The 3,979-nt window shown below is 44.3% G+C and carries 3 protein-coding genes; 1 reads left to right on the top strand and 2 read right to left on the bottom strand.

Features of this window, described 5'->3' with window-relative positions:
• The first annotated feature begins 445 nt into the window (after positions 1 to 445).
• Positions 446 to 1,090, top strand: coding sequence for a VOC family protein (locus Q0986_RS01590; protein WP_299402704.1), 645 nt, complete (start codon positions 446 to 448; stop codon positions 1,088 to 1,090).
• 457 nt (positions 1,091 to 1,547) lie between these two features.
• Here Q0986_RS01590 and Q0986_RS01595 read toward each other — a convergent pair whose 3' ends face one another.
• Both Q0986_RS01595 and Q0986_RS01600 read right to left on the bottom strand, forming a co-directional pair.
• On the bottom strand, positions 1,548 to 2,063 hold the full coding sequence (locus Q0986_RS01595; protein ID WP_299402706.1) for a class IV adenylate cyclase: 516 nt from the start codon (positions 2,061 to 2,063) through the stop codon (positions 1,548 to 1,550).
• 712 nt (positions 2,064 to 2,775) lie between these two features.
• Complete coding sequence (locus Q0986_RS01600; RefSeq protein ID WP_299402709.1) at positions 2,776 to 3,450, bottom strand: hypothetical protein; 675 nt, start codon at positions 3,448 to 3,450, stop codon at positions 2,776 to 2,778.
• Between the last annotated feature and the right edge of the window lie 529 nt (positions 3,451 to 3,979).

Here is a 3,979-nt window from a genome sequence, read left to right on the forward strand (position 1 = left end):
GCACCCCCAGCAACTATCTCTTGCTGTTGATCAGATAATTCAGTAAATAGTTCAGACATGATGTATTACCTCAACTTATCCTCAAAGGATTTACTTCAGTTCAAAATAAATTGACTTGTTTGAACTTTTCGTATTAGAACAGTTGGCTATGAGCCTCTCTGTGATTCAGGTCACAGCATAAAATAATACTCACAAATGAAATCTAAAACCCATGACAGAAGAGAATTTAGAAGATAAATATTTTTGTATTTAAAGTATTAAATAATACAATTATTCTCAGTTTTAATATTATTCCTTAGTAACGATATTATGCTGTTCTACATGCTAGATCTTAAGAATATTTGATATCGAATAACGTTATTTTCGATTGAAAACTTGGATATGTGTTGGATATGACGTCTCAATTATGGTGTTCATTGTGGCAAGAAAGCCTGCATAAATGACTATGAATATGACGCTGGATCATTTCTTTATACTGGTTGAGCCGGAAGCTAAAGTGGCTGATCGGCTGCTTGAACATGGTTTTCGAGAAGGACCGAGAAACACTCATCCAGGCCAGGGAACTGCCAACCGTCGATTTTACTTCGCCAATGGCATGCTGGAGTTTATCTGGGTGAAGGATGCCGATGAAGCGAGAAATGGACCGGGTCGAAAGCTGCACTTCTCTGAGCGAGCTGATGATCCTACCGCCTCACCGTTCGGCCTCATTTTTGTGCCCTGCAAAGATAATACCAGTCCCAAAATGCCCTTCCCTGGCTGGCATTACCAACCTGATTACTTTCCACCATCCAGAGGCTTCCATGTGGGTGCAAATTCTCACAATATTGCTGAACCACTCTGTTTCTATTTCCCATTCCACGATCCGGGGGTTCCCAAACCACAGCCTAACCGCAATCCTCAGACAGTTAGTGAGGTCATTATTTCCACGACCTCAACGGATACTGAAGGGGTGTTAGAGCTAGCTTCGCAAGCGGATCGCCTCTCGATACGATCTGGCAAGGAACATCTCATGGATATCACATTAGATCATCATGACTTAGGACGTACGGAAGATTATCGCCCAACATTGCCGCTAATTCTGCGTTGGTAGACAGGGATGTGATTGGCATATCGTAATTGACGGCCCTATCCATTTAGCGAAGTCCCAAGTTGGTTCAGTATTTTAGGGGAAGGGGTTTGTGGCATGGAGAATTCATTGCCAGTCTACACGATTCTATCCATATCCTTATACCAGGAGAGGACTTTGAGGAATTGAGCGACGTCTGGATACAAGAAATCAACTTTCATGCAACTTAACCGAGTTAGTGCAACGATTCTAAGCAAAAGCCTGGTTTTGCGAGGGCGACCTTGCCGATCTGGGGTGTGCTACACTCTTGCGGGTCTCGGGGGCAGCCGCTTTTGCTACACCTCTAGTCAACCTTCGCCCCAACACCAGCCCCCGAAACATGACCTAGCGATGAGCGTTTTTTCTATTCTTAGCAATTGCATCCGCACCGATGGCCCTAATATAGGCTCAACTAAGCTAGAAGAATCATCTTGTTGTGTAGTTAGAATCGTTGAGTAAGCAGGTCTACATAGGCACACTCTACAAGTTGTGATGAATCTACTCCAAGCTTATCCATGAGCAGGTGAGCTTCTTCGATCCCCGTCTCTGGAGACTCACCCTCTTCGAGTATCACTTCCAGTTCAAAAAAATGACCTAACCCTTCAACTTTATCCAGATGAACGCGGGTTCTACCAACGAGAAATAAGGTTCGCACCTTGCGGACGCGACCAGCTTGACCATAGGCCAACGTCAGAGCTTCACGTAAGCTGTTGGGGGATGAAGTGGGTGAAATCAGGTAAAAGGATTCTTTTGGACCTGGTTGATTTTGACGTTGATAGAAAATCAGCTTTCCTTCAGTGCTGGATAGTGACCGAAGCTTTAATCTGCCATTCTTACACCTAAAAAAGGTATCGTCTTGCTCACTCTCGATTGGCCCTTGATCGGCAAACTGAGCTACCCGTTTGGTGACAGCTTCAATATCATGAATGCGAGCTTTGATTTCAATGTTTCGGGCCATGCGCAAGTAGGGTGAGGAAACCCCAGATATTATGGCTGGACTACGGTCATTGGAGACCATCGAACGGATTGAGGAGATGGTTGACGTATATCAGGATCGCAAGCGGGTGGATGGGAACTAATTCTTATTGACAAAGTGCAGCCCAATGAGAATAGGCCCTTCCTTCAGCCGTTGAGTCAGCGCGACTTCCACTGGGATGGAAGGCATTTAGCCAACGACCATCCGAACCGTCCGACTTATAAGCTCCCAAATTAACTCTGGGAGAATTTGTGCAGTCAGCGACTATCCACACCCTTTTTATACTACCGTCACATCTGTCAGACGCACTGCATGGACGAAATCCAGACTGAGTAGATACGAACGTCTGCGTTTCAACTAAGACACGTCGAAAGCCATTTGGCATATTAACGACCTTTGAAAGTTGCCGTTGGCGAACTATGCAACCAGTACCACAACCAAATCTCGTAAGGATATCCTCTGCTTTAGTTTCTATGCATGGGGCAAGTACACAGAGAAATGCTACAACTCCAGATATGATGAATTTCTTGTCAATTTCCATAAAGGTTTATAGGGATCATCGTGTTTTGGACGTTGGCTTAAAAAACATCAATGTAAAACTGGTTCCATGCTTAGAAGCATACTCTTAAAAAGATCACGCATTACACCACTGAGATCGCCCGATAATAAAACTCGCCACCTTCAAGGTCTCCTTCTAAGGCTTCTTGGCCTTAGCCGTTTGGGATTCCTTGGATTTAGCTTCTGACTTTTCCTCAAAGATATAGCTCATGGGTTCTTTAGGATCTTTGCGCCATCGGTTCTTTTGGACTCCTGTATACATGGTTTTGTTCATCCGATCTCGCTCAACCTTGAGGTCGTCCCCGCTCAGTTCCCCATACAGTTGCACAATCAAATCATCAACGTGAACTAAATTGCCTGCATTGTCCTTCAAGATCCGTCCGATGGCATCATTCTTAAACATGTCCGTGTAGGGCCATTGCATGGGCCGACTGCTGGATGAAGCTTTAGTTGCTTTGGCCTGCTTTTTCTTCTTGGCCTTGGCCTGAGATGCTGCTTTCTTGGCAGTTGAAGGCTTCTTCTTTGAAGTGGAGGGTGAAGCTTTTGGGGTAGCTTTCTTTGGTTTCGCTTCAGTTTTAGGTGCTACTGCTTCAGCAACTTTTGGGGCTGTTGCTGCTGAGTCGAGTGAGTCTGCTTCACCTTGAAGAACGGAAAGGATGTCTGAGCCTAGCAACGGATCTTCAATCAACGTATCCAGAGACGTGATTTTTGTTTTGAGTTGACTCGTTTGGGCTTCCAGTTCAGTTAGTGTCTTTTGGTAGTGATCCTTCAACTCAAGAAGCACCTTGGAATATTTGTTGTTAGAGGTCATAGATTGCCGTAAATCAGGTGTAATTCCAGTAAAGCAGAGGATTGCTGTCGATTAGCATTCCCTCAATTAGACTCACCATTACAAGCCAATTTAGGCAACTTCTTCATCAATGACCAACACGTTGATTACGACGTAATTCCTGAATGGGGTAAAATGTGCCCCGCCATTCCACACCTTCGCGTTGCCAGCAGGACATCGTAGATCTCAAGAGCATAACTATAAAAATAACTTGTCCTATCGGTGTAAATAGGAGAGGAGAAATTGATCTGTTGAATCGATGACTGACTATCAAACCATAGACAACGACAAAAATATAAGAAAAGAAACCCAAAGGCCACAAAGAAAAAGGCAGACTTGGTAGCCATGCAATTAACCAACCCGCAATGATTAGACACAGACTTATCAGATTTAGAGCTGTTTTTGAGTAGCGATAAGTAGCCCAGGCTAGAAAAACTCATATATGTCACGCTTTACGAAGCAGCTAGTCTGGACGGAAATCTAAATCGTTGTGCTTGATATCCTCCTACCT

The organism is Acaryochloris sp. IP29b_bin.148 (genome assembly GCF_028285565.1).
GTDB lineage: Bacteria > Cyanobacteriota > Cyanobacteriia > Thermosynechococcales > Thermosynechococcaceae > Acaryochloris.

What these genes read in the sequence shown, in the direction of transcription:
- Q0986_RS01590 (WP_299402704.1), top strand. Translation starts at nt 446, where the DNA reads ATGAATATGACGCTGGATCATTTCTTTATACTGGTTGAGCCGGAAGCT.
- Q0986_RS01595 (WP_299402706.1), bottom strand. Translation starts at nt 2,063, where the DNA reads ATGGCCCGAAACATTGAAATCAAAGCTCGCATTCATGATATTGAAGCT.
- Q0986_RS01600 (WP_299402709.1), bottom strand. Translation starts at nt 3,450, where the DNA reads ATGACCTCTAACAACAAATATTCCAAGGTGCTTCTTGAGTTGAAGGAT.